General features: G+C 55.2%; 25 protein-coding genes. 4 read left to right on the forward strand and 21 right to left on the reverse strand.

Annotated features, from left to right (window positions below; translation table 11 throughout):
• Positions 1-83: 83 nt before the first annotated feature.
• Positions 84-482 (reverse strand): CAP domain-containing protein, encoded by a 399-nt coding sequence (locus ABD720_RS07990; RefSeq protein ID WP_344762742.1) that lies wholly within the window; start codon positions 480-482, stop codon positions 84-86.
• A gap of 709 nt (positions 483-1,191) precedes the next feature.
• Between ABD720_RS07990 and ABD720_RS07995 the strand changes: the two genes are divergently transcribed.
• Positions 1,192-1,662 (forward strand): SRPBCC family protein, encoded by a 471-nt coding sequence (locus ABD720_RS07995; RefSeq protein WP_344762743.1) that lies wholly within the window; start codon positions 1,192-1,194, stop codon positions 1,660-1,662.
• A gap of 16 nt (positions 1,663-1,678) precedes the next feature.
• On the opposite strand, the gene ABD720_RS08000 is transcribed toward ABD720_RS07995, so the two are convergent.
• The 3 genes from ABD720_RS08000 to ABD720_RS08010 all read right to left on the reverse strand — a co-directional run bounded on the left by ABD720_RS08000 (position 1,679) and on the right by ABD720_RS08010 (position 6,435).
• Positions 1,679-3,718 (reverse strand): primosomal protein N', encoded by a 2,040-nt coding sequence (locus ABD720_RS08000; protein WP_344762744.1) that lies wholly within the window; start codon positions 3,716-3,718, stop codon positions 1,679-1,681.
• Between the two features lie 737 nt (positions 3,719-4,455).
• A complete protein-coding gene (gene hemE / locus ABD720_RS08005) occupies positions 4,456-5,535 on the reverse strand; it encodes a uroporphyrinogen decarboxylase (RefSeq protein ID WP_344762745.1) in 1,080 nt (359 codons plus the stop codon).
• A gap of 93 nt (positions 5,536-5,628) precedes the next feature.
• Positions 5,629-6,435, reverse strand: a complete 807-nt coding sequence (locus tag ABD720_RS08010; protein ID WP_344762746.1) for a PPK2 family polyphosphate kinase — start codon at positions 6,433-6,435, stop codon at positions 5,629-5,631.
• Positions 6,436-6,862: 427 nt separating this feature from the next.
• Between ABD720_RS08010 and ABD720_RS08015 the strand changes: the two genes are divergently transcribed.
• A complete protein-coding gene (locus ABD720_RS08015; RefSeq protein WP_344762747.1) occupies positions 6,863-7,996 on the forward strand; it encodes an ABC transporter substrate-binding protein in 1,134 nt (377 codons plus the stop codon).
• 41 nt (positions 7,997-8,037) lie between these two features.
• Entirely contained in the window at positions 8,038-9,813 is a 1,776-nt protein-coding gene (locus ABD720_RS08020; RefSeq protein ID WP_344762748.1) for a sensor domain-containing diguanylate cyclase, read from the forward strand.
• A 107-nt stretch (positions 9,814-9,920) separates the two neighbouring features.
• On the opposite strand, the gene ABD720_RS08025 is transcribed toward ABD720_RS08020, so the two are convergent.
• From ABD720_RS08025 to ABD720_RS08100, 16 genes are all read right to left on the reverse strand, one after another.
• The gene (locus ABD720_RS08025) at positions 9,921-10,343 is read right to left on the reverse strand and encodes a F0F1 ATP synthase subunit epsilon (protein ID WP_344762749.1); all 423 of its coding nucleotides are present in this window, start codon (positions 10,341-10,343) and stop codon (positions 9,921-9,923) included.
• Positions 10,344-10,419: 76 nt separating this feature from the next.
• Positions 10,420-11,820, reverse strand: a complete 1,401-nt coding sequence (gene atpD, locus ABD720_RS08030; protein WP_344762750.1) for a F0F1 ATP synthase subunit beta — start codon at positions 11,818-11,820, stop codon at positions 10,420-10,422.
• 159 nt (positions 11,821-11,979) lie between these two features.
• Positions 11,980-12,849, reverse strand: a complete 870-nt coding sequence (gene atpG / locus ABD720_RS08035; RefSeq protein WP_344762751.1) for a F0F1 ATP synthase subunit gamma — start codon at positions 12,847-12,849, stop codon at positions 11,980-11,982.
• A 29-nt stretch (positions 12,850-12,878) separates the two neighbouring features.
• Positions 12,879-14,414 (reverse strand): F0F1 ATP synthase subunit alpha, encoded by a 1,536-nt coding sequence (gene atpA / locus ABD720_RS08040; protein WP_344762752.1) that lies wholly within the window; start codon positions 14,412-14,414, stop codon positions 12,879-12,881.
• A gap of 51 nt (positions 14,415-14,465) precedes the next feature.
• Positions 14,466-14,999: a F0F1 ATP synthase subunit delta gene (locus ABD720_RS08045; RefSeq protein WP_344762753.1), complete on the reverse strand. Its 534-nt coding sequence runs from the start codon at positions 14,997-14,999 to the stop codon at positions 14,466-14,468.
• Positions 15,000-15,001: 2 nt separating this feature from the next.
• Positions 15,002-15,472 carry a F0F1 ATP synthase subunit B gene (locus ABD720_RS08050; protein ID WP_344762754.1) on the reverse strand — a complete coding sequence of 157 codons (471 nt, stop codon included), beginning with the start codon at positions 15,470-15,472 and terminating at the stop codon, positions 15,002-15,004.
• Positions 15,473-15,538: 66 nt separating this feature from the next.
• Positions 15,539-15,784, reverse strand: a complete 246-nt coding sequence (atpE, locus tag ABD720_RS08055) for a F0F1 ATP synthase subunit C (protein WP_009664937.1) — start codon at positions 15,782-15,784, stop codon at positions 15,539-15,541.
• 86 nt (positions 15,785-15,870) lie between these two features.
• Positions 15,871-16,698: a F0F1 ATP synthase subunit A gene (atpB, locus tag ABD720_RS08060; protein WP_425547971.1), complete on the reverse strand. Its 828-nt coding sequence runs from the start codon at positions 16,696-16,698 to the stop codon at positions 15,871-15,873.
• 16 nt (positions 16,699-16,714) lie between these two features.
• On the reverse strand, positions 16,715-17,053 hold the full coding sequence (locus tag ABD720_RS08065; RefSeq protein ID WP_344762756.1) for an ATP synthase subunit I: 339 nt from the start codon (positions 17,051-17,053) through the stop codon (positions 16,715-16,717).
• Between the two features lie 262 nt (positions 17,054-17,315).
• A complete protein-coding gene (locus ABD720_RS08070; RefSeq protein ID WP_344762757.1) occupies positions 17,316-18,215 on the reverse strand; it encodes a ParB/RepB/Spo0J family partition protein in 900 nt (299 codons plus the stop codon).
• 7 nt (positions 18,216-18,222) lie between these two features.
• Entirely contained in the window at positions 18,223-18,993 is a 771-nt protein-coding gene (locus ABD720_RS08075; protein WP_344762758.1) for a ParA family protein, read from the reverse strand.
• Positions 18,994-19,042: 49 nt separating this feature from the next.
• Entirely contained in the window at positions 19,043-19,603 is a 561-nt protein-coding gene (locus tag ABD720_RS08080; protein ID WP_344762759.1) for a lipocalin family protein, read from the reverse strand.
• The gene (gene rsmG / locus ABD720_RS08085) at positions 19,600-20,262 is read right to left on the reverse strand and encodes a 16S rRNA (guanine(527)-N(7))-methyltransferase RsmG (protein ID WP_344762760.1); all 663 of its coding nucleotides are present in this window, start codon (positions 20,260-20,262) and stop codon (positions 19,600-19,602) included. Before rsmG ends, ABD720_RS08080 begins: the two co-directional genes overlap by 4 nt.
• A 12-nt stretch (positions 20,263-20,274) precedes the next feature.
• A complete protein-coding gene (gene mnmG / locus ABD720_RS08090) occupies positions 20,275-22,212 on the reverse strand; it encodes a tRNA uridine-5-carboxymethylaminomethyl(34) synthesis enzyme MnmG (RefSeq protein ID WP_344762761.1) in 1,938 nt (645 codons plus the stop codon).
• A 129-nt stretch (positions 22,213-22,341) separates the two neighbouring features.
• Entirely contained in the window at positions 22,342-23,013 is a 672-nt protein-coding gene (locus tag ABD720_RS08095; protein WP_344762762.1) for a hypothetical protein, read from the reverse strand.
• A gap of 75 nt (positions 23,014-23,088) precedes the next feature.
• Positions 23,089-23,850, reverse strand: coding sequence for a TSUP family transporter (locus tag ABD720_RS08100; RefSeq protein ID WP_344762763.1), 762 nt, complete (start codon positions 23,848-23,850; stop codon positions 23,089-23,091).
• A gap of 213 nt (positions 23,851-24,063) precedes the next feature.
• Between ABD720_RS08100 and ABD720_RS08105 the strand changes: the two genes are divergently transcribed.
• Positions 24,064-25,221 (forward strand): iron-containing alcohol dehydrogenase, encoded by a 1,158-nt coding sequence (locus tag ABD720_RS08105; RefSeq protein ID WP_344762764.1) that lies wholly within the window; start codon positions 24,064-24,066, stop codon positions 25,219-25,221.
• 15 nt (positions 25,222-25,236) lie between these two features.
• On the opposite strand, the gene ABD720_RS08110 is transcribed toward ABD720_RS08105, so the two are convergent.
• The gene (locus tag ABD720_RS08110; RefSeq protein WP_344762765.1) at positions 25,237-26,199 is read right to left on the reverse strand and encodes a branched-chain amino acid ABC transporter permease; all 963 of its coding nucleotides are present in this window, start codon (positions 26,197-26,199) and stop codon (positions 25,237-25,239) included.
• Positions 26,200-26,222 lie beyond the last annotated feature (23 nt).

Genomic DNA, 26,222 nt, shown 5'->3' on the forward strand with positions numbered 1-26,222 from the left:
GGGATGGACAAATACTTTGCGGGATGCGGTATGCACGTTGGCGAGCCTGTTTGCACAGGCTTTCTGCCAACGTATCAATGCATTCAGGAAGGCGTGCCAAATTCCATGGTCCAGTAATACTTGTAGGCGCCGGCATCGTTACGCGTGCACGAGACACCCACTTCGACGGCAGAGGGTCCCATCAGCGCAGCGCAATGCGAGGGACTGTCGAGCCAGCTTTGCATGGCCTGGCTGACCGAGGTTTGCCCGGCAGCGATATTCTCGGCCCACACGCGCCAGCTATAACCGGCTCTGGTCATACGTTCACCACCTTTGCTGCCATCACTGCCGGTGTGCGAAAAATAATTTCTGGCGGCCATATCGGCCGAATGCAGCGCGGCGGCTGCCAGCAATTTATCGTTCCAGCTGAGCGCAGCGACTGCGGCATAGCCGGTACCGCCGCAGGAGCGACCGGAAGCACGGACCTGATTGATGCGGCTCATCAGTTCCTGCTGAAAATTGGGTAAGCCACAGGTTTGTGACGTGGAGGTTGCGGTTGGGGTTGGGGCTGGTGTCGGTGTCGATGCAACGGCAGGCGGCGGCGGAGCCTTCGCCACGGGAGCTGGAGCAGGCGGGGCCGGCGTAGGGGCCGGCGTCGGTGTACTGGTTCCCTGTCGGAACGGACTGCTGAAACCAGTATCGTTACCGCAGGCGACGAGGGTGCATGACAAAAGCAGGGCGGAAGAACAAGCAAGATAATTCACGTGAAGAACTCCAGTGTTGTGTGTAAATATGCCTCCGGCGACCGCGCTGGATCGGTGAAGACGCGACGTGCTGATAGATGGATTACGGATTTGGTGCCCGGACTGTGACAGCACCAAGCGGGACGGTTTGATCGAACCCGAGGATCAAGACAGAGTTTTTTTGGTGAAAGTTCCGGGAAAAATGTGGATTTGCGGCAAGTATTCGTTAATTGCATGAACAGTAATAGCCACCCGATAAGTTACCTGCGCAAGTAACTTTCAACCTCTACAACTTTTCGGGGTGCGGTGCACCATTCGTGGCGCGAGATGGGTTTTTCCTAACGTCATCTGTCGATGCCGCTCAGGCCAGTAGTCACGGGTCATGTGTTCGCAAGCAAGTTGTTGCAAAGCCGTCTACGGGGATTAAAATCGTCGCCTGTTTTTTATGTCGAAAGAAATTACAAATTGTATGAAGTTCAACCACTTGATCCAAATCAATGATCCGCTACTTCCCTTGGTGGATGCGCTAACGCGCAACCAACTATGGCAAGGATTGGTTTTGCGTGCGCAAGAACCCGCCTTGTTCGTTCCGTATCTGGACGGCTGCACAATCAGTGCTGTGTCCGGCACCGGATTTACGCGAACATTGCGATACGGCGACCTTGAAATTCTCGATCTGGTCACGCTGACCCCCGAGCACACGGTGCTCTACGCCATTCCCGAGCAAAAAGATATTGCGCCGTCATCGCTGACAATGACGATCGAGGAACCCCAACCGGATCTGTTCTTCGTCCGGTTTGCGTATGAAGACACGCATGCCGAAGCAGCCGGGTCGGTTGATGCGTTCTACAACGAGTTTCGTCTGTCAGCCTACGAAGAAGCCGATATCGATACGATCCGCCTGATCCGGCAAATGGCACAGGAAGGCAAGCTGGGCTGATCGGCAGCGAACCCGGTCAGATATCGACGGGATCGATTTCAACCGACCAGCGCGCCCGCGTCTTGATCTGGCGTAACGCGGCAATCCAGACCGACAGGTATGCCTGTAACGCAGGACGTGACGGGCATTCAACGAGCAGCTGCGCCCGGTCGACATTGGCGACCCGCGTCATGGTCATCGGAATCGGGTCGTTGATGATGATGCCGCTCTGCGTCACGGCGGCGGCGGCGGTGTGCAGGAACTCCAGGGCGATGCTCAGTTCGCGCGCTTCGGCCCGCAGCAAGGCCTGGAAAATAAACGGCGGCAAGCCGGCCTGCCGTCGCTCTGCCAATAACTCGTTGGCAAAACGGTCGTAGTTGTGCGCGATGATCGCGGCATACAGCGGATGTTGCGGATAGCGCGTCTGGATCAGCACCTCGCTGGCGCTGCCCCCCTCCTTTTGCGCGACCCGCCCCGCCCGTCCCGCCACCTGCATCAATTGAGCAAACAACCGTTCGCTGGCGCGGTAATCCTGCGAAAACAGCGCGGTATCCGGGTTCAGAATGCCGACCAGTGTCAGATTCTGGAAGTCATGGCCTTTGGCAACCATCTGGGTGCCGATCAGGATATCGACATCGCCGCGATGCACGCTGTCGAATGCCGCCTGAGCGCTGCCCTTGCGGCGGGTCGAATCGGCATCGATACGCAACAGGCGCGCAGTCGGCAGCAGGCTTTGCAAACCCTCTTCGACCCGCTGCGTACCGCGTCCCAGCGGCTGGATATCGACATTGCCGCAAGTCGGACAGGCTTTCGGAATACGGTGCTCCAGCCCGCAGTGATGGCAGCGCAGCCGATGGTCGGGTTTGTGCAGGACCATGAAGGCCGTACAACGCGTGCAATTGCTGATCCAGCCGCATGCGTCGCACGCCAGCACGGGTGCATAGCCCCGTCGGTTCAGGAACAGCAGGGATTGCTCGCCGCGGTCGAGACGCAGCTTCAGCGCCGCCAGCAGGGTCGACGTGATGCCTTCAAATGGTTTGTCGTGTTCCATGTTGATGAGCCGAACCGTCGGCAGTACCGCGTCGCGCACGGCCCGTTCACGCAGATCGAGCTGGCGATAGCGTCCTGACTGGGCGTGATGCCAGGTTTCCAGCGACGGCGTTGCCGAACCCAATACCAGCGGAATCGCTAGCTGGCGTGCGCGCCAGACCGCCAGGTCACGCGCTGAATAGCGCAATCCCTCCTGTTGCTTGTACGAAGGATCATGTTCCTCATCAATGATGATTAGCTTCAGGTGCGGCAGCGACGCCAGCAATGCCAGGCGTGTACCGAGAATGATGCGGGCGTGGCCCAGATGCGCGGCCAGCCAGTTGCCCAGCCGCTCGCCTTCGGCCAGACCGCTGTGCAGCGTCGCCACCATCACGTTCGGGAAACGTGCCCGGATATTGCCTTCCAGCTGCGGCGTCAGGTTGATCTCGGGCACCATGATCAGGATCTGCGCCGGGTTGTCGTGGTTGTTGGCCTGACTGAGGATGGTGGCGGCCGCATGCAAATACACTTCGGTCTTGCCACTGCCGGTGACGCCATACAGCAAATGCGGCGCGAAACCGGTAGCCCCGGCAATCGCGTCGGCAGCATCCTGCTGGGCTGGATTGAGCGCGGGGACGTTCGCCGGCGTGGCGTTGTGCGCTTCGCGTGGCTTGTTGAGTTTTTTGAGGGCGCGATCCAGCGAGACGGTTTTCAGCCCGCGCAGGTTTTTTGGCAGCGCCGGAATAACCACCTCGCCCAGCGGTCGATGATAGTAATCGGCAGCAAACCGGCACAGCGCGAGCCACTCGCGACTCAGCGGCGGCAACTGTCGATGTACCGCCAGCGCATTTTTCAGTTTGTCCGCGGGGACGTCGGTCTGATCACCGATACCGACAATCATCCCGGCCACTTCACGCCGCCCAAACGGGACGATGGCAAGTTGCCCAACCTGTGGCAACACATCCGCGCCCGGAGCGCCCTCCCAGCGGTAATCAAAACAAAAGTCGAGTGGCGCATCAAGCGCTACTTGCAGAATGAATTCCTTCACGACTTAAGGTGAAGCATGAAGAATTTGGCTAACTATCGGTTTCATAAGCATTTTTATTAATATCCACAGTGTCTGTGGATAACTTTGTGGATAACGGCCTCTTGATAGCCTGCCAAGCCAGCATCCATGCGGGTTCGTAGCAAATGCTTAAAAGAAAAGCAAAAATAAAACTGTTTAAAATCAATACATTGGAATTTGAGGCTCTCATATTTAAACAAATTTAAAACAAAATCTTGCCTAGCAACGCAAGGTTTATTTTGTGAATAAGTAAAAATATCCGGAATATTTCGTGTTGACTTTTTGTTTCTTTATCTCAATTGATGGTGACATTCCCAGTCATATCGAGGAGCGGAAAAAACAAGTTGTGTCAACACCGCCGCTAGCGAAAAGCAATCCCCACCGATCTCCATACCTCATGTAAAGCTTGAAGAACGCACGTAACCCACCGTTTCATAAGCACTTTTGCTGCTATCCACAATATCTGTGGATAACTTTGTGGACAAGTAAGGCTTGACAGGTCTCCAGCCCAATGCGGACGCGGGGTTTGACAAATTGCTGATTACAGAAGCAAAAAAAATGTCTTTATAAATCAATGACTTGGAAAATATAATTTGGATAAAAAAAATTTTCAAAAAAATTTTTGTATTCGATGAAGCAACACTATTTTTGTGAATAAGATTGAAAATCTGCCCGAACTATGCTGCACCGCAGATAGCTTTTGCGGGCAAACAGAGTAGTCAGCGCATCGATTTGCTGATCGTATGGACCGCCTCGACCATCACCGCGACGGCGTCCGGTGACGTGAACTGCGAGATTCCGTGACCAAGATTGAATACGTGACCATGACCCGCGCCCGGCGGACCGTACGAAGCCAGTGCGCTGGAGACTTCGGCGCGGATCTGTTCTGGCTTGGCAAACAACGCAACCGGATCCAGATTTCCCTGCAAGGCCACGCGATCACCGACCAGCGCGCGTGCCTTGCCAAGATTGACCGTCCAGTCCAGGCCAACTGCATCGGCACCGATATCGGCAATCTGATCCAGCCACAAGCCGCCACCCTTGGTGAAGACGATGCAGGGAATCCGCACACCGTCCTGATCCAGATGCAACTGAGCAACGACTTCCCGCATGTAATCGAGCGAAAATTTCTGGTACGCCCCATCGGCGAGAGCGCCCCCCCAGCTATCAAAAATCATCACGGCCTGAGCGCCGGCAGCGATCTGGGCATTCAGGTAACCGGCTACTGCGGTAGCGTTAATCGACAGGATTCGGTGCATCAGGTCAGGCCGGTCGTACAACATGCTCTTGACCCGACGGAAATCATCCGACCCACCGCCTTCGACCATATAACAGGCAAGTGTCCAGGGACTGCCTGAAAAACCGATTAGTGGCACGCGACCATCGAGCTCGGTGCGGATCTGGGTTACCGCGTCATAGACATATTGCAGGTCGCCCAGGTCGGGTGCCTGCAATGCCATCACCGCGGCCTCGTCGCGTAACGGCCGTTCGAATTTTGGTCCTTCGCCATCCGCGAAATACAGACCCAGCCCCATCGCGTCAGGCACGGTGAGAATATCCGAGAACAGAATCGCAGCATCCAGCGGGAACCGGTCCAGCGGCTGCAACGTCACTTCGGTGGCGTAATCGGGATTTTTGGCGAGCCCGAGGAAGGAACCGGCCCGGGCACGGGTAGCGCGGTATTCCGGCAGGTAGCGACCGGCCTGGCGCATGAGCCAGACAGGGGTGTAATCGGTAGGCTGGCGCAACAGAGCGCGCAGGAAGGTATCGTTCTTGAGCGGAGCAAACTTGGTGGACATCGGGCTGATCCTGACAACATCGGAGAAGGCCGTATTATCGCCGAAAGCACCGCCTGAAAAATAGTATGCTGCGGCGATCACGCCCGACCGGCATCAGATGATTTTCAGGTCTTTCAACTCAGGCTTGGCCGGTGGATACGCCAGCTTCATGCCTTCCAGTATTTCCAGCACGATCGACGCAATCACCAGGTTGCGGTGGGTTTTCGAGTCGGCCGGAATCACAAACCACGGTGCGTGGTCCGCATCGGTTGCGTTGATGGCCGTGGTGTAGGCACTCTGGTAGGCATCCCATGATTTACGCTCTTCGATATCCTGCAAATCAAACTTCCAGTGCTTGTCGGGGTCGGCAATGCGGTCTTCGAGGCGCTTCTTTTGCTGATCTTTCGAGATATGCAAAAAGAACTTCAGGACCACGGTACCGGTCTCGCTCAGCATCCGTTCAAAATCGCGTATCTGGGCCAGTCGGCGCTGGACTTCGTCATCATTGATCCAGTCATGGACGCGCGTGATGAGCACGTCTTCGTAATGGCTGCGGTTGAAAATAACGATCTCGCCCTGGGCCGGCATTTCACGGTGGATGCGCCACAGGTAATCGTGTTCTTTTTCAATGGTAGTTGGTGCCTTGAAAGCGACGCTGCGGATACCCAGTGGATCGATGCGACCCAGTACATCTTTGACGGTGCCATCTTTTCCGGAGGTATCCATGCCCTGCAATACCAACAGTAACTTGCGTTTGTGCGCCGCATAAAACACATTCTGCAGTTCGGCAATTTGCTGCGCCAGCGCATCGACCGCCAGTTTGTCCTTGGCCTTGTCTCCGCTCGACAAGGGCTTGTCGCCGGCATCACTATCGTTGACTTTGAAGGATTTTTTCGGGCGAAACTGGGTACTGAATTTCATGAGTTCTCCGATCGGAAAGTGACGATAAAACGCGACGCACCGATTGTACTTCCACAGCGAAAAAAGCGACGACGATGCCAGCCTGCCATTACAGCTACCCGGCCCGGAAGATGCCCACTACTTCGGACCAAAACCAACTAACTACGGGTACACTAGCTGCGCTTTGCTTTATGGAAATTAATAACAGGAACTAGCGCGTTGTCTCGCGCGACGCACTCACCATGTCAAGCATTGACGTAACCTCCAACGCAACATGTCGATAATTGCGCCAATGAAATTTTCAACACAGCTCGCCCATGTTGTCGCAATGCTTGGCATCGCGCTATTGGCCGCCGGCTGCTCTCGTACGAACCAGGACCCCGCGCCCTCTATCCAGGCGCCAATTACCATTACTGCACTAATCTGGGCACCTGACTGGCCGGAGCAAATGTTGCAAACCGCCGCGGCATTCACGGCAGCCCATCCGTCGATCCATGTCAACGTGCAATTCATGATCGGTAATTCAGTCGAAGAAAACATCAAGCCAAAAGTCGCGTCCAATACGCTGCCCGATATAGTTTCTGTCAATCCGAATGCCTACGCTGCGGAGTTAGCCGATCAGGGCTTCCTGGCTGATTTGGGGACGACCTTCGCCTGGGCAAACATGCTCGACAGCCTGAAGCCCGACTGGACCAGTAACAAAGGCAAGCATTTCGGCATCTCTGGTGGTGTCGCAGCGACCCTGGTTTATTACAACGAATCGATGTTCCGGAAGGCAGGCATTACCGCGCTTCCTGCTGATTTTGAGGCATTCCTGGCGGTCTGCGCGCAGCTGAAACAAGCCGGATTGACGCCGATCATCTGGAATGGCGGCTTTCCGAATGTGCTGGGCAATGGTCCGTTCAGTTCAGGATTCGCCAACAATATCGTGGCGACCCACCCGGACTGGAAAAAGGAAATCGCCAATGGCAGCCTGGATCTGGCGACGACAGAAGGCGCTGATATCTTTGGCAAGATCAAGCTCATCGCAGAGCGGGGCTATGTACAAAAGAATTTCATGAACACCAACTACGATGAAGGCATCAAGTTATTCACTGAAGGCAAGGTGGCAATGGCATTTCATGGAACCTGGGCTTCGGGGCTGTTGATGGATGGCGATGGATTTAACACCGGAGTTTTTCTTCCTCCATGGAATGCGCACGGCAAAATGGCTGTGCCGGTCATTGGCAGCGAGACGGGTTTCGCAGTTAGCGACACGCCCAATAAAGCGGCTGCTCTTCAATTTCTCGAGTTCATGACGGGCGAAGGCTATCCCATGCAGCAGAACAAACGGCAGAACATCGCACCGATGAAAGTTGTGCAGGGTACGATGGTCAGCAACCCGAAGATCGCCGCGTATATCGACGCAATCAGCGCTTATCCGGTCACCGCCAGTCCGTACTACGCGTTCCTGCCAGCGTCGACGATTACACTGACGCATACCTTACTGCAAGACGTCCTGTTCGGGAAAGAAACGCCGCAAGGCGCGGCGCAACGTCTGGATGACTCGGTGAAGAACGAAGCCCGGATAGACAACAAATAATCCCGTTTTTTAGCAATGACAATTGGCGCTCGATACGATCAATGAACACATATCCCGTCGCAAACTCGATTGACTGGTTGCGGAAAATCGGAATCCGCTATCGACTCATGGGCTCGTTCATCCTGCTGTCCCTGTTACCACTGTTGGTGACAGGGATCATCTCGTACAGCGAATCGGGTAAATCCATCGAGAACAACGCTCGCATCTTTTCGACCGAGATCGTCAAGCAAGTCGCCAAAAACGTCCAGCTGCAAATGGCCCAAGTGGAATCGGATAGCCAGGCGCTGGTGTTATCGGACGACGTACAATCGGGATTGTTGCGCTATGCGGGCGAGAACGACGCTGAACGCGTACGTGCACGCGCAGACATGACCAAAATCCTGCTGGATGCGTATGGTTCATTCGACTACATCAACCAGAAATATTTTCTTGGTACGGACATGAAGATCATGGATGCGCAGGTCTTTCCGCAATTGAGCGCGGCAGTGGTCCGGCTGGTCGAACATGCCACCGGCCCGAAGGGCCGGCCTTACTGGACCACTCTGGACGTCTTCGGTGGCGACAAGAGCATCGTCATGTTGCGTGATATTTATTTCAAGGCGAACGGGCGTGGCGCCGGCAGTCTTTTTTTAGGTGTCGACCAGTCACATTTCGCCGGGGTCTTCGACAATGTCGATCTGGGTAGCGGCAGTGGGATATCGGTCCTGGATTCACGGACAGGAAGCGTGCTGCTCAAGACGGCGAGCAAGTCAGCAATCGCCGCAACGACGACGCCCGATCAGACATTACTGGATGACATACGATCTAGCCTGGCGCAACGACGAAGCGTTGGGTTCCTGATCTATGACGTGAAATCGGTCGCGAACACGCAGGATAATCCGTCGGGCAAATATGTTGCCGCATATGCCCAGATTCCGCGCACCAGCTGGTTTGTGGTCAGTTCAATTCCGTACGGAAATTTACTGTCTGAAGCCAAATCTGTCCGCAACCAGATCATCCTCATCGGATTGCTCTGTTTTGCGGCGTCGATCGTGTTGGCTTACCTCATTTCACGCAGTATCTCGACCCCGCTGGAAGAGCTCATCGATAGCATGAAGCAAGCTGAGAAGGGCAATTACGCGATTCGCATGACGCAAGAGGGAGACGACGAACTGTCCACGCTATCGCAACAGTTCAATGACATGGCGACAAAAATCGCCCAGGAACACGAACGACTGGAAGAGCGGGTCGGAGAGCGCACACGCGATCTGGAAGAAGCCAACCACAAGCTGGCATCATTGAGCCTGACCGATGGACTTACCGGTATTGCGAACCGGCGTCACTTCGATACGGTCTTGCTCGCGGAATTGCATCGTGCAGCGCGCACCGGCAAGCCGCTCGCGCTGATGATGCTCGATGTCGATTTCTTCAAAAATTACAATGACCATTACGGCCATCAGGAAGGCGATGTTTGCCTGCGCAAGGTGGCTCGCCTGATGCAGTCGCACGCTCGACGGGCGAGCGACTTGGTTGCGCGCTACGGCGGCGAAGAATTCGTGATGCTCGCGGTCGATACCGATGCCGCTAGCGCGATGGGGCTCGCCGAAGGTATTCGTGGAGCACTGGAAGCGCTAGCGTTACCACATGCCAAGTCGCCACTGGCTGTGGGCTGCGTGACCACCAGTATTGGTGTTGCCGTACTGATACCTGACGATGAGCAAACTGCCGAGATGTTTATCCGGATGGCGGACAAGGCAATGTATCGTGCCAAGGAGCAAGGGCGCAACCAGGTGGTGATGTTCGGCAGGGATACGACGACAACGCTCTCGCCTGCCTGATCAGATCAGACTACATGCATCGGGCCCGATCAGCCAATTACACACTCCCCTGGAATGCAAAAAAGCAGCCGAGGCTGCTTTTTCATTTGCTGCGCGCTGCCTGCTGCTTAACGCTTTTGACGCAAGCGCTGGATCGCTGCCAACTGGGCAATCGCCACCGACAATTCAGCTTGCGCCGCTGCGTAGTCGATTTTTGATTCCTGGTTGATCATCGCTTCTTCTGCAAGACGCTTGGCTTCCAATGCCTTGGCTTCATCGAGGTCGGTACCGCGAATTGCGGTATCGGCCAGAACGGTGACGGCGTTTGGTTGCACTTCCAGAATACCACCAGCGACGAACACCAATTCCATCTCGGCCTGACCTGCAACCTTGATGCGGACGGTGCCCGGTTTGATGCGGGTGATCAGTGGCGTATGGCCCGGGTAGATACCCAGTTCGCCAGACTCGCCCGGCAATGCGACGAATTCGGCTTCACCGGAAAAGATCTGCGTTTCTGCCGAAACCACATCAACGTGAATAGTGTGTGCCATCTTGAAACCTTATCTGTTCAATGAGTCAGTCATCGTGTAACCGGCGCCAGGTAGTCCAGACGCCGGCAGGCAACAATTACTGAGTCTTCTTGGCTTTTTCGATTGCTTCTTCGATCGTGCCGACCATGTAGAACGCTTGCTCTGGCAGGTGATCGAGTTCGCCGGAGGCGATCATCTTGAAGCCGTTGATCGTGTCCTTCAGCGACACGTACTTACCAGGCGCGCCAGTAAATACTTCAGCAACGTGGAATGGCTGTGACAGGAAACGCTGCATCTTGCGAGCACGCGCGACCAGCAGTTTGTCTTCCGGAGCCAATTCATCCATGCCCAGAATCGCGATAATGTCGCGTAATTCCTTGTAGCGCTGCAGGATACCTTGTACCGCACGGGCTGTGTCGTAGTGGTCCTGGCCAACGACGAGCGGATCAAGCTGGCGCGAGGTTGAATCGAGTGGATCGACCGCAGGATAGATACCCAGCGAAGCGATGTCACGCGACAGAACGACGGTGGAATCCAGGTGAGCAAAGGTGGTTGCTGGCGATGGGTCGGTCAAGTCATCCGCAGGAACGTAGACGGCCTGAATCGAGGTGATCGAGCCGACTTTGGTCGATGTGATGCGCTCTTGCAGACGGCCCATTTCTTCGGCCAGTGTTGGCTGGTAACCGACGGCGGATGGCATACGGCCCAGCAGTGCGGAGACTTCGGTACCGGCCAGTGTGAAGCGGTAAATATTATCAACGAAGAACAGAACGTCTTTACCTTCATCGCGGAAACTTTCCGCGATAGTCAGTCCGGTCAGCGCAACGCGCAGACGGTTACCTGGCGGTTCATTCATCTGACCGTAGACCATGGCGACTTTGGAGTTCTCCGGATTTTCCAGATCGACCACTTTGGCGTCAGCCATCTCGTGATAGAAGTCATTACCTTCACGCGTACGCTCACCAACACCGGCAAACACGGACAAGCCGCTGTGTGCCTTGGCGATGTTGTTGATCAGTTCCATCATGTTCACGGTCTTGCCGACACCAGCGCCGCCGAACAGGCCAACTTTACCGCCCTTGGCAAACGGACACACCAGGTCGATCACCTTGATACCGGTTTCGAGCAGGTCTTGCGATGGCGACAACTCGTCATACGCAGGTGCCTTGCGATGGATCGATGCCATCTTTTCGTGGCTGACCGGACCGCATTCGTCGATCGGGTTACCCAACACGTCCATGATGCGACCGAGGGTTGCTTTACCGACTGGCACCATGATTGGTCCGCCGGTATTCTGGATAATCATGCCGCGGCGCAAACCGTCGGACGTACCCAGCGCGATGGTACGGACAATGCCGTCGCCCAACTGCTGCTGCACTTCCAGTGTCAGCTCCGAGCCTTCCATTTTCAAGGCGTCGTACACCTTGGGCATCGCGTTGCGCGGGAACTCAACGTCCACCACTGCGCCGATACACTGAACGATTTTGCCGTCAGCCATGTTCGTTCCTTCAAAAGTAATTTAAATTCCTGGCAGCCCGGTTACCTGCGTTCGCTCTGAAAGCGGCATGTAATCGAGTCGCGTCTTGTGTACTAGTCAATTGCTGGCAGAGTCAATTGTCGCCATCGGCGCTTCATCAACTCTGCCCCGTAAGCGGCATTAAACTGCCGCTGCTCCGGAAACAATCTCCGACAATTCTTTCGTAATCGCTGCCTGCCGCGTCTTGTTATACACAAGCTTCAATTCACCAATCACGTTGCCGGCGTTATCGCTGGCAGACTTCATCGCGACCATACGCGCCGATTGCTCGGACGCCATGTTTTCTGCGACTGCCTGGAAAATCAATGCTTCTACGTAACGCAATAACAGCTCGTCGATGACCAGCTGGGCATCCGGTTCGTAGATGTAATCCCAGGCGTGGCTGTCTTTGTCGGCTTCCAGCTTGTCGGCTGACAATGGCAGAAGTTGCTCAAGAGTCGCTTCCTGACGCATCGTGTTGATGAACTTGGTGTACACCACATACACCGCGTCAAGACGACCTTCCTGATACGCATCGAGCAAGACCTTGACCGGACCAATCAGCTTGTCGAGGTGCGGAGCATCACCGAGCTGCACGGCATGCGACACAATGGTCGCACCGATACGGTTCAGGAATCCGAATCCCTTGTTGCCAATTGCGACGGCTTCAATCTTGCTACCCTTGCTTTCGACATCGCGCATTTTGGTCGTCAGCAAACGCAGCGCATTGGTATTCAAGCCGCCGCACAACCCTTTGTCGGTTGTGACGACGACAAAACCAACGCGCTTTGCACTGTCTTGCGTGACCAGAAACGGATGCGTGTACTCGGGGTTCGCCTGAGACAGGTTGGCCGCGATATTACGGATCTTTTCGCTGTATGGGCGAGCCGCACGCATCCGCTCTTGCGCTTTGCGCATCTTGGATGCGGCGACCATTTCCATCGCCTTGGTGATCTTCTTCGTATTTTCTACGCTCTTGATCTTGCCTCGAATCTCTTTACCTGAAGCCATGCTGAATTACTCCTTATGCACAGTTAGGGTCAGAACGATTTCTTGAAATCTGCAATCGCGGCGGCCAGTGCAACTTCACCGTCCTTGTCGAGCTGCTTGGTATCTTCGATCTTTTGCAGCAATGCCGCGTGGCTGCTCTTCATGAAACCATGCAGACCTGATTCGAACGCGAGTACTTTCTTGACTTCGACATCGTCGAGGTAACCCTTGTTGACTGCAAACAGCGAACACGCCATCAGCGAAATCGACAACGGCGAGTACTGTGCCTGCTTCAGCAATTCAGTGACGCGCGCGCCACGATCGAGCTGCTTGCGGGTCGATGCATCGAGGTCGGAAGCGAATTGCGCAAACGCCGCCAATTCACGGTACTGGGCCAAGTCGGTACGAATACCACCGGACAGGTTTTTGATGACCTTGGTCTGAGCAGCGCCACCGACGCGCGACACCGAAATACCGGCGTTAATCGCAGGACGGACACCGGCGTTGAACAATGAGGTTTCCAGGAAGATCTGACCGTCGGTGATCGAAATCACGTTGGTTGGAACGAAGGCAGAGACGTCGCCCGCCTGAGTTTCGATGATCGGCAATGCAGTCAGCGAACCGGTCTTGCCCTTGACTTCACCCTTGGTGAAGGCTTCGACGTAGTCCGGGTTCACGCGTGCTGCGCGCTCAAGCAAACGGCTGTGCAGGTAGAACACGTCGCCAGGGTACGCTTCGCGACCTGGTGGACGGCGCAGCAACAACGACACTTGACGATACGCGACAGCTTGCTTGGACAGATCGTCATACACGATCAGTGCGTCTTCGCCGCGATCGCGGAAGTACTCACCCATGGCGCAACCAGCGTACGGCGCAACGAACTGCATTGCGGCCGACTCGGAAGCCGATGCGGCAACCACGATCGTGTATTCCATCGCGTTGTGCAACTCGAGCGAGCGCACGATGTTCTTGATCGATGATGCCTTTTGACCGATTGCAACGTAGATACACGTTACGTTCTGGCCTTTCTGGTTGATGATCGCATCGATCGCTACCGCGGTCTTGCCGGTTTGACGATCGCCAATGATCAATTCGCGTTGACCGCGACCAATCGGTACCATCGCGTCGATCGACTTCAGACCGGTTTGCATAGGCTGCGATACGGATTGACGGGCAATCACGCCTGGGGCGATCTTTTCGATCGGTGCGGTCAGCTTGGCGTTGACCGGACCTTTGCCATCAATCGGTTGACCGAGTGCATTGACCACGCGGCCACACAACTCAGGACCAATTGGCACTTCCAGAATACGACCGGTACATTTGACGGTATCGCCTTCGGAGATGTGCTCGTAATCACCCAGGATCACGGAACCAACCGAGTCACGCTCGAGGTTCAGCGCGAGGCCGAAGGTGTTACCTGGAAATTCCAGCATCTCGCCTTGCATGACGTCGGACAGACCGTGGATGCGGCAAATACCATCGGATACGGAAATGACCGTACCCTGATTGCGGATCTCGGCGCTATCGCTGAGACCTTGAATCCGGCTCTTGATCAGTTCGCTGATTTCGGACGGGTTGAGTTGCATATAAACTCCTAAAATTATTCTCTGGCTTACGCGAAGAGCAAGTTTTGCTGGTTACGCGGTGAGCGCGACCTGCATCTGTTGCAGCTTTGCGCGCACCGACGTGTCGAGCACTTCGTCACCGACAACAACGCGCACACCACCAATGAGCGACGGATCGACCGACACTAACGGATTGAGTTTGCGACCGAATTTCTTTTCCAGTGTAGCGATCAACTCACTGACCTGAGCCGATGACAAGTCGAACGCGCTGACGATTTCCGCATCCGCGGCGCCTTCCAGAGTATTTTTCAATACTTGGAACTGAGCGTCGATTTCGGGCAGCGAGGTCAGGCGACCGTTCTCGATCAGCATCGTGACGAAGTTATTGACTTCGGCGTTGACAGGTGATTTAACCGCTGACAAAAACGTGGAGGCAATATCGGCGTCCGAAATCTTCGGGTTGTGCGTCAGGGCTTGCAGATCAGGATCTGCAGCAACCCGGGCCATCTCCGACACCAGGGACGACCAGGCGGCCAGATCTTCGGACTGTGCGATGCGAAACAGGGCTTCGGCGTAAGGACGGGCAATCGTTGCGAGTTCGGCCATGATTACAGCTCTGTTTTCAGTTGGGTCAACAGGTCAGCGTGGACGGCTGCATTGACTTCACGCTTCAGAATCTGTTCAGCACCTTTCACCGCCAGAGTCGCGACCTGATCACGCAATGCTTCGCGGGCCTGGGTCACTTGCTGATCGGCTTCTGCCTTGGCAGCGGCAAGAATGCGCGCGGCTTCAGCGGAGGCTGTGTTCTTGGCTTCGTCAATGATGCCCTGGGCACGCTTCTCAGCATCGCTGATCCGCTTTTGACCAGCATCGTTAGCCGATGCCAGTTGTGCCTGAACACGCTTCTCTGCGGCAGCCATTTCGGCCTTGCCACGTTCGGCCGCAGCCAAACCGTCCGCGATCTTCTTGGCACGCTCATCGAGCGCTTTCGTCAACGGTGGCCATACGAATTTCATCGTGAAGCCAGCGAGGATGAAGAAGACCACGAACTGTGCAATCAAAGTTGCATTGAGGTTCATGGTATTTTCCTTAGCAGAATACGGTCGGCCGACACTCCGGAACGGAGCGCGGCCACGAGCAGCGAATTACTTGGCGATGAACGGGTTTGCGAAGGCAAACAACATGGCGATACCAACACCGATCAGGAACGCAGCATCGATCAGACCAGCCAGCAGGAACATTTTGGTTTGCAGTGCATTCATCAATTCTGGTTGGCGAGCCGATGCTTCAAGATACTTACCGCCCATGATAGCGATACCGATACAAGCACCAATGGCGCCCAGGCCGATAATCAAACCACACGCCAATGCTACGAATGAGAGGTCAGTCATGACAATTCCTTAAAAGTTAAAATAAATATAAAAATCAAATCAAAAAACCAGCGTACCAATACAACAATTTCAAAACCTGAAACCGATCAATGCCCTTCGTGCGCCTGGCCGATATACACCAGCGTCAGCATCATGAAAATGAATGCCTGCAGGAACACGATCAGGATATGGAAGATTGCCCAGATAGTACCTGCGAGGACGTGGCCGGCGAAACCGAACACGGTAGCAGTCGAACCGAGCAATGCAATCAGCAGGAACAGCAACTCGCCTGCAAACATGTTTCCGAACAGTCGCATGGCCAGTGATACGGTCTTCGCGGCAAATTCAATCACGTTGAGGAGCAAGTTGAACGGGGCAAGCCAGATACCGAAGGGCGCAGCGAAGAGTTCATGAATGAAGCCGCCGACACCCTTGATTTTCAGGTTGTAATAGATCATCAGTGCGAATACACCAAGCGCGATCCCCATGGTGCCATTGAGGTCAGCGGTTGGAACCACGCGGTGATGCGGGAAAATATGTTCGATACCAAAATAGCTGAACAAACCGGAGAACATGTCGACCGGCAGGAAGTCGAGCGAATTCATGAGAGCGACCCAGACAAAAATCGTCAGTGCCAGCGGAGCGATGAAACTGCGATCGCCATGGACGATTGATTTCGCCTGATTGTCTACCATCTCGTAGACCATTTCGACTGCAGCCTGGAAGCGACCCGGCACTCCGGAAGTTGCCTTGCGCGCTGCCATGTACATCACCAGGCAGCCGACGACGCCAGCAAACACGGACCAGAAAATGGTATCCATGTTGAGGATCGAGAAATCGATGATTTTGTCCTGGTGCTTGGTGGACAGATGTCCCAGGTGGTGAACGATGTATTCAGAGGCAGTCGGTGCGTGTTCCGCAGCCGCGCCAGCAATCGCTTCAGTCGTCATGTCAGTGCCTAAATAATAGAATGATGTAACTTTTCAGTGCCACGACGAAGGCAGCGATGAGCGCCAGCCAGTTCAAGTCGCGGTACAGCCATGCAGTCGCGCCCAGGAGCGCCACCGTCAATGCAATCTTTACAAATTCACCAATAAAAAATGACACCGGGTTGGCACCGCCGGGTTTGCGGGAATCAGCAAACAGTCGCAGCGCAAACAGGCCATTCGGAACTACACAACACAGTCCACCCAACAGCGCCGACAAAAACCCGGCGACTCCGGCCAACGCACCAGCAATCAGACTGACGACCAGTGTCGCTGCGAACTGCAAAAATACGATTCGCAACATGCTTGTCCAAGGTCGGTTGCACATCGCCTGTGATTCGGCTTTGATATGCGGGAAATGAGTGCGTAATGTGGGTATTCGGAAGCCACGGGATTATAAGTGGTTTCCGAAGGACCAGTCAATTATTTGGCGCACTGCAAGGGGGCACAATGCTGTCCCCTGCCTTGGAATGGCGCAAATAAATTTACCGGTTTATCATTTTGCGTCCTAGTAGATCGCTGCGGTGCGGCTACCCGGTTTGCTGAACCGGGTTTTTTGTGAACGATCAGGCCGTGGAGCGCAATCTCGCAAGCAAACCGTCGAGTGAATCGAGATCGGCGAAATCGATAAGTATTTGACCTTTTTTTTCGGAGTTGATTTTGATCGCTACCTTGGTCGCCAATATATCGGACAATTCTTCTTCAAGTCCGGTGTAGTCGCGCGACTTCGAGTTTGACTTGGACAGCGTTGGTGCCAATGACTGCTCGGTAGTGGCACGCTTCACCAGTTTTTCGGCCTCACGTACCGACATGCGCTTGGCGACGATCTGGTTGGCCAGCGTGATCTGGGTAGCGGCGTCGACTGCCAGCAGCGCACGGGCATGCCCCATGTCGATGTCACCTGCCATCAGCATGGTCTGCACCGGCTTGGCCAGGTTCAGCAAGCGCAACAAATTCGACACCGCGCTGCGTGAGCGCCCAACCGCACCGGCGGCTTGTTCGTGCGTGAATTCAAAGTCCGTAATCAGACGGTGAATGCCCTGCGCTTCTTCGAGCGGATTCAGGTCTTCGCGCTGGATGTTTTCAATCAGGGCCATGGCAGCCGCGGTCTGATCTTCGACATCCTTGACCAGCACCGGCACTTCCGTGAGGCCGGCTAATTGCGCGGCTCTGAAACGGCGCTCGCCCGCAATGATTTCATAACGAGCGACACCATCAAGTGCCGCAATCGGTCGCACCAGAATGGCCTGCAAGACGCCCTGCGCCTTGATGGACGCCGCCAGTTCGTTCAGCGCACCCTCGTCCATGCGAAGACGCGGCTGATATTTTCCGGCCTGCAGGACATCCACCGACAGTATTGATGGCGCACCAGGGACGTTCAGAACGGCGTCATCCAGATCAGTAGAACCGCCTAGCAATGCTTCCAGACCGCGACCGAGGCCGCTTTTGTGTTTTTTTGTGGCCATGATTTCTTTACATTGTTTTGATACGTTCGACCATCTCGGCACCGAATGCGATGTACGCCTGCGCACCTTTGGAACCGGGATCGAAGTTAACACCCGGCATCCCGTAAGAAGGCGCTTCGGCCAGGCGAATATTTCGGGGGATCATGGTTTTGAATACCTTGTCACCGAAATGCTGTTCCAGTTGTGCGGAGACTTGCTGCGACAACGTCATGCGCGGATCAAACATGACCCGCAACAGGCCGATGATTTTCAAATCCGTGTTGAGCTTGGCATGCACTTTCTTGATCGTATTGACCAGATCGGACAGCCCTTCCAGTGCGTAATATTCACACTGCATCGGAATGATGACGCCGTTGGCCGCACACAGGCCGTTCAGGGTCAGTATCGACAAGGCAGGTGGACAGTCGATCAGGATGAAATCGTAGTCGTCAGCCACCAGGCTCAGTGCATCTTTCAACCGCTTTTCACGATTGTCGAGTTCGACCATCTCGACTTCGGCGCCGGCCAGTTCCCGGTTCGCGGGCAACACGTCAAATCCGCCATTCTCGGATCTCAGGCGGGCGCTGGCGACGTCGGACATGCCCAGCAAGACTTCATAGATAGAGACTTTCAGGGTCGCTTTGTTGATGCCCGCACCCATCGTTGCATTACCTTGCGGATCGAGGTCGACCAGCATCACGCGTTGGCCGATCCGGGTCAGCCCTGCCGCAAGGTTGACTGCTGTCGTGGTCTTGCCTACCCCACCCTTCTGGTTTGCAACACAAAATATTTTAGCCATTGTTTTTAATTGCTCTCGGCGTAGTGGCAGGACGGTTGAACGGCGATACTCATTTCGATGAATCCTGCAGCGTCCTGACGAGTTTGGCGGTATCAAAGCCCTGTGCGGTCAGTCGCTGCAGCAGCGCCTGGTAGCTCGGTTCTGCGACCTCTGGCGAACGGGCAAGTATCCACAAGTACTCATGGGTAGGTCCACCGACGGCGGCCAGCGAATAATCCGTGGACAAATCGACAACCCAGTAATCTGCCCACACCATAGGCAGCCAGGATAACCATTGCGGCGCAAAACGTACTTTCAGTTTTGAAGTCATTTGTAGATTCGGTATGCGCGCACGACCGACGGCTTCCTCGACTGCGCCATTGGCTTTTTTGCATCTATTGATAACATCGATCTCGCCATCGCTGCGCTTGACGTAGTTGGCAGTGACGTTACTGACACAGTCTTTCTGGAACTTGTTAGGCAAACGGGCAATTTCGACCCATTTTCCGGCGTAGCGGTTCAGATCAAGTTCCGTGACAGGCGTTACCGTCTGCGCCCCGGCGCTGCCAAGCTGCACCATCAAAAGTAGTGGAGCAAGACCAGAAACCATGGTGCGATAAAAATGACTCATGCTGCATGTCTTTCAATGAAAATCAAATGGCGTTCGGCATGCAGTCCCGGCACCGTCACAGGGCGGATCTCAGTCACCGTCCAGCCATCCGGCAACCGGCTGATTTCGTCGTGGGGAAGCTGCCCCTTCATGGCGATGAACTTGCCGCCCTCGTCGAGCAAGTGGCCCGACCAGTTCACGAAGTCAGCGAGCTCTGCAAACGCACGCGACGTGATGACGTCAAATGGCTGCACCACCTTCAGCTGTTCGACCCGCGCGGTATGTATCGTGACGTTGGCAAGGCCCAGTTCAACTTTTGCCTGCGTCAGAAAAGCGGTCTTCTTGTGGACGGTATCGATCATCGATATGCGCATCGCCGGTTCGGCCTGTTGCGCCCAGATCGCCAGCACCATCCCCGGCAGTCCACCACCGGCGCCAACATCGAGCACGTGTTTCACGTGAAAAAATGCAGGGATCACGGCCAGCGAATCCAGCAAATGCTGTGTCACCATTTGCAAGGGGTCGCGCACTGCGGTCAGGTTATAGACGGCATTCCATTTGCAGAGCAAGGCAACGTAATCAATCAAGCGATCGATGGTTGCCGGCGTAAGATCCAGGTCGAGTTGATCGACGCCCTGGCGCAGCGCTTGTGTCAGTACTTCACGATTCAAAACAGTCATTATTGGCAAGGCTCAGGTGGCAACATCAGCGGTAACAGGCACGGATTGAAACTCATTGAATCCGCCCTTTTTCAAGTGCACCAGCAACAGCGAAATCGCGGCAGGTGTCACGCCCGACATCCGGGATGCCTGGCCTATCGTTTCCGGGCGGTTGAAATGCAGCTTTTGCCGTACTTCCATCGATAGCGCGGTGACTGCCAGATAGTCAAACTCGGCAGGCAATTTCAGCTGCTCGAAGTGCTCATGGCGTTCGACTTCCTTTGCCTGACGGTCGATGTAACCGGCGTATTTCAACTGGATTTCAACTTGCTCGCGCACGATCGGGTCAGACACTCCGGGGCCGGCGAGTGATTGGCCATCGATACCGGTCATGCCCAGCAAAGCGGCATAGGTAACGTTCGGGCGACGCAACAGGTCGGCCAGCGCATATTCCCGCTCAATCGCTTTTCCCAGCACCCGCTCACCTTCGGCGTCGGCCAGCACGCGGGGGCTGATCCACGTGGAACGCAAGCGCTCCAGTTCGCGCGCAACTGCTTCGCGCTTTTGTTCGAAAGCAGCCCATTGCGTGTCGCCCACACAACCTAGTTCACGACCGATTTCGGTCAGGCGCATATCGGCGTTGTCTTCACGCAGGCTAAGCCGGTATTCGGCCCGACTTGTAAACATCCGATAGGGTTCCTGCACGCCTTGGGTAATCAGGTCATCGACCAGTACACCAAGATAAGCCTGGTCACGCCCTGGACACCAGGCCGCCCTGCCCTGAGTTTGCAACGCGGCGTTCAACCCGGCCAGCATGCCTTGTGCCGCGGCCTCTTCGTATCCGGTCGTACCATTGATTTGTCCAGCAAAAAACAGCCCCTGAATTGCTTTGGTTTCGAGGGAGGATTTCAATCCGCGTGGATCAAAGTAGTCATATTCGATCGCATATCCCGGACGCAGAATATGCGCCTGCTCCAGACCGACCATCGAGCGAACCAGTGCGAGCTGTATATCAAAAGGCAAACTGGTTGAGATACCGTTCGGATAAATCTCGTGGGTAGTCAATCCCTCCGGCTCCAGATAAATCTGATGCGACGATTTACCAGCGAAACGATGGATCTTGTCTTCGATCGATGGGCAATAGCGCGGTCCGACACCCTCGATCACGCCGGTATACATCGGGCTGCGATCCAGACCGCTACGGATAATGTCATGCGTGCGTTCATTGGTGTGCGTGATCCAGCATGGCAGTTGGGCCGGATGCATGGCAGCCGAACCCATGACCGAAAATACCGGCACGGGGTCGATATCACCTGGCTGTATCTGCATCACGGAAAAATCAATACTACGGCCATCCAAGCGCGGAGGCGTCCCGGTTTTCAGGCGTCCTTGCGGCATGCGCAACTCTTTCAGTCGGGCCGATAGGGAGACAGCTGGCGGGTCACCAGCACGCCCTGCTGCATAATTATTCAATCCAACATGAATCTTTCCATCAAGAAAAGTGCCGGCAGTGAGTACGACCGAGCGTGCGCGGAATTGAATTCCGATCTGGGTAACCGCACCAACGACGCGATCACCTTCCACCATCAGGTCGTCCACTGCCTGCTGGAATAGCCAAAGATTGGGCTGATTTTCGAGGCGGGACCGGATCGCCTGCTTGTACAAGATGCGGTCGGCCTGCGCGCGCGTGGCACGCACTGCTGGGCCCTTTGATGAATTCAGAATACGAAACTGGATGCCGGCTTCATCGGTGGCGATTGCCATTGCACCACCCATCGCATCGACTTCCCGCACCAGATGCCCCTTGCCTATGCCCCCGATCGAGGGATTGCAGGACATCTGTCCGAGGGTCTCGATATTGTGACTCAGGAGCAAAGTTTTTTGCCCCATTCGCGCTGCTGCGAGCGCAGCTTCCGTACCGGCGTGGCCTCCGCCGATCACGATGACGTCAAATTCTGATGGGTATTGCATGATTCTGCTCGATGTACGGTGGACTGAAGCGAGATTATAGGGGCATTGCGTGCTGCACCACCGACTCATTCATTGACGGTAGCGTGATCGTCGGTTGGTGATGACACGCTTGTTTCACGTGAAACCATATTAACGCATCAATCTGAGAACGACGGAAGCCGCAAGAAGCAAGCACCCGGCGGCCATCATCAGCGGTCCCCACGGCATATATAAACGCTTCTTCACCGGTATTTTAGGTCCGATTAGACCAACCTCCCTTGTCTCAGCGCCCGCATCCATCCTGAATACGTTGGTAGTTTGCGGTTGCTTCTTAAGCGGGATATGGAAGTCCACACTCACCAGTGATGGAGCAACCCCGACAGCAGCACTGAGAAGGTTCACAGTTAACGCGGGTCCTGCCGCTGCGTTGCCACTGATAGCGTTCACGCCACGATCCATACCACGCTCGCCGTATAGCTCCATGCCGAAATCGCTATCAGCGTCAAAAGACACGATGGTCACTGGATCGAGCGGATCTTGCTGAAGGAAGCGAGCCGCAGCAACTGGATCGACAATGTCCGGCTGTAGAACATCGGGCGCAAGCATCACTTCCACGATCAGGTCTTTGCTTTTAAGTTGATTGAATGCCCGCTCAAAACGCTCAGGGGATAAACCCTTCAGTTTTTCTTGAGTCTCAGCTAACGGTGTGAGTCCATCCACCAGAATCAGCACCATTCGCTCGGTTTGCGTCAGGCCATAGGTTTTTTGATGGATTTCGCTACGTCCAGTGTCTGAGCGTTGAAACACGGCAGATGCAAGCACTTATAACCCCCGGTCAAAGTAGTTGTTTCACGTGAAACACGTGAAGCTCTATTGACAGAGTGTAATTCGCGCTGACTACCGAATAAAGGCGTCGTAACTTGTTTTGCTTATTAACAACAGCACAACGACCAAAAACAACTTCCTGACAAATCCGCTGCCGTGCTTGATCGCAAGACGACTCCCAACCAACGATCCGAGAACATTGCAGGCACCCATCATCAATCCAATTTGCCACAGCACATGACCACTGTTCCAGAACCAGAACAATGCAGACACGTTGCAGGCCACGTTGACTACCTTGGATACTGCAGAAGCACCAAGAAAATCGAACCCAAAAATACGTACAAACAGAAAAACCAGAAAGCTACCCGTACCCGGCCCGAAAAACCCGTCGTAAAAACCGACACCACCACCGATAGCAATCGCAAGCCAGCGCTCTTTGACACCGGAATGGTAAGGCGCATGCACACTCCCGAAATCCTTTTTCTTGAGCGTGTAAGCCCCAACGCCAATCAGAATAAATGGCAGTAACTTGCGGATAAAATCAGCCGGCACATGGGTTACCGTAAATGCCCCGGCAAAGGCAAACACGAACGCCGCGGCAGCCGCTGGCAATGCAGCGCTCCATTCAACGTTAACCCGTCTAGAAAAGCTGACCGCTGCCACACTGGTCCCCAGAAACCCGGATAACTTGTTCGTGCCTAGTAATGTCGCTGGAGCCATGTTCGGGAACACCGAAAATAGTGCGGGCAATTGAATCAGGCCTCCACCACCGACCACGGCATCGACCAATCCAGCTAAAAAAGCCGCCACGTACAACAGCGCGAATTGCTCCATGCTAGCGCCACACAGCGCAAAGCAAGCGCCGATCGGTAGTGTAGTGAGGCAATAATATCCTGCGTACTTTCTTCATCTGATTCCACGTTAAGAGCCACCACTAGACATCGGGATAGCCATCCATCCCGAATCTGTTCATTGCCGCCGAATATTTTACCGCGCCACTGCCCGTGCATCGGGTTGCTACAATAGGAAAAAATTCCAGGAGACCACATGAACCCGTTCACATTCAACACCGTACCCCACCTCGTTTGTCAGCAAGGGGCGACCCGGCAGCTAGGACAGCTGGTTGCCGACAATTTCCATCACATCAGCAGGATTCTGATTGTTACCGACCCAGGCTTTCTCGCCACCGGTCTGGTCGATGGCCCCATCGCTACACTGGAAAAAGCCGGGTTCGCGGTCAGCGTGTATGCCGATGTCATGGCCGATCCACCGGAGGCAATTATCTTGCAGGCTGCCGCCCGTGCGCGTGCATCCGACATCGACCTGGTCATCGGGCTCGGTGGCGGCAGCTCGATGGACGTCGCCAAACTGATCGCCGTTCTCGCTGCGAGCGAGCAGCCACTGGCGACCATGTACGGTATAGGGAACGTCAAAGGCCCCCGGTTAAAACTTATTCAAATACCAACAACGGCCGGTACCGGCTCGGAAGTCACGCCCATCTCGATTGTCACCACGGGCGAGACCACGAAAATGGGCGTGGTCTCGCCCATGCTGTACGCCGACATGGCGATTCTGGATGCGGAGCTGACAGTGGGACTGCCGCCCGCCATTACCGCCGCCACAGGCATCGATGCGATGGTGCATGCGATCGAAGCCTACACATCGCGTCACAAAAAAAATCCGCTCTCGGACTCCCTGGCCCGCCAGGCCTTGCACCTGATCAGCAACAACCTGCGGCGTGCTTGCACACACGGCACCGATCTGGAAGCGCGTCAGGCCATGCTGCTGGGCGCGATGCTGGCAGGCCAGGCCTTTGCCAATGCACCCGTCGCCGCAGTCCACGCACTGGCCTACCCGATCGGCGGCATCTTCCATGTCCCACATGGTTTGTCGAACTCGCTGGTACTGCCGCATGTGCTGCGATTTAATGCACCGTCGGCCAGCGCGCTGTATGCAGAACTTGCGGATGTGCTGGTGCCGGGAACCAGCGGAACCACCGCCGAAAAATCGACGGCCATGATAGAGGCGATGGAACAACTGGCAGACGATGTCGGCATCGCCACCAGACTGCGGGATGTAGGGATTACGGAAGCGGATTTGGACAGGTTGGCAGACGATGCCATGTTGCAGACGCGGTTGCTCGGAAACAATCCACGGGAGGTAACACGCAGCGACGTCCGCGCAATCTACGCCGCTGCTTTATAGACAAAAACCGCGAACTCAGGGGCGCTTGAAACGCGCCGCCAGTTCGCCCACAATGCCGCGCCGGAAGGCCAGTACGCAAATGATGAAGATCAGGCCGATGACGATGGTTACCGATTGACCAATCGAGCGGAACCACTCGATATGCGTGAACGTGGCCAGTGCATTGCCAAAGTCCCCGAGCTTGTTTTCCAGCGCGATAATGATCACTGCCCCGACGATCGGACCAACCAGCGTGCCGAGTCCACCCACCAGCGTCATCAGTACTACCATGCCAGACATCGACCAGTGCACGTCGGTCAGGGTTTCAAAGCCCAGCACCAGCGTCTTGGTAGCGCCAGCAAGGCCGGACAGCGCCGCTGAGAGCACGAATGCCAGCAACTTGTAGCGGTCAACGTCGTATCCCAAGGAAATCGCGCGTGGCTCGTTTTCCTTGATCGCTTTCAGCACCTGACCGAAATGCGAATGCACGACACGCATGATGAAAGCGTAGCCGCCAACCGCAATGGCCAGCACCAGGTAGTACAGCACCAGGTCACTGCTCAGGTCGATCATCCCGAACAGTTTTCCTCGCGGCACGCCTTGCAAGCCATCTTCGCCGCCAGTAAATTTCATTTGCAGGAAGACGAAGTACAGCATTTGCGCCAATGCCAGCGTGATCATCGTGAAATAGATACCCTGTCGCCGGATTGCCAGACTGCCCATTAGCAAGCCGATCAGGGCGCCGGCCAGAGTGCCTAGCAGAATGCCAATTTCCGAGGAGACGCCCATTGACGCCATCGCGTATCCAGCCACATAGCCGGCGCCACCAAAAAATGCTGCGTGTCCGAACGACAGCAATCCGGTGAATCCGATCAGCAGGTTGAATGCGCACGCAAACAGCGCAAAGCACAATACCTTCATCAGGAACACCGGGTACAACCAGAATGGAGCCGCCAGCAAGGCGGCCAGTGCAATGCCGTAACCGATTTTCTTGTTCATGCTCTCAAGCTCCGTTGCGGAGA

The organism is Actimicrobium antarcticum (assembly GCF_039536745.1).
GTDB lineage: Bacteria > Pseudomonadota > Gammaproteobacteria > Burkholderiales > Burkholderiaceae_D > Actimicrobium > Actimicrobium antarcticum.